This is a genomic window from Pseudoalteromonas sp. S1609 (genome assembly GCF_005887255.1).
GTDB lineage: Bacteria > Pseudomonadota > Gammaproteobacteria > Enterobacterales > Alteromonadaceae > Pseudoalteromonas.
In genome coordinates this window covers 1-495 of record NZ_PNDJ01000102.1, presented here as the reverse complement: position 1 = coordinate 495, position 495 = coordinate 1, and the positions used below count along the sequence as shown (strand labels likewise).

1 protein-coding gene is annotated in these 495 nt (G+C 40.8%); it reads left to right on the top strand.

What is annotated here, in order from left to right:
- A partial coding sequence (locus CWB76_RS18810; protein WP_171039656.1) for an isocitrate lyase/phosphoenolpyruvate mutase family protein occupies positions 1 to 495 on the top strand: 495 nt, incomplete at both ends.

Sequence of the window (495 nt, the reverse complement as noted above, 5' to 3'; positions counted from 1 at the left end):
TTCTTAAAGCAAGCTGATGCACGTGAACTTGACCATTTATTTAACGAGCTAGACGATGCAAAAGCAAACGGCGGCGACGTTCAAGCCGTGCTTAATAAAATTGATAACTTTGAAACGCATGTTGTGCCAATCATTGCTGATATTGACGCAGGTTTTGGTAACGAAGAAGCGACTTACCTACTTGCTAAAAAGATGATTGAAGCCGGTGCTTGTGCTATCCAAATCGAAAACCAAGTATCAGACGCTAAGCAATGTGGTCACCAAGCAGGTAAAGTTACCGTTCCTCATGAAGACTTTTTAGCTAAAATTAATGCAGTACGTTACGCGTTTCTAGAGCTAGGTATTGATAACGGTATTATCGTTGCGCGTACCGATTCTCTAGGTGCAAGCCTAACGCAAAAAGTACCGGTTTCACAAAAACCAGGTGACTTAGCAAGCCAATACAATGCATTTTTAGAAACAACACCGGTAAACAGTGTTGATGATTTAAATGAA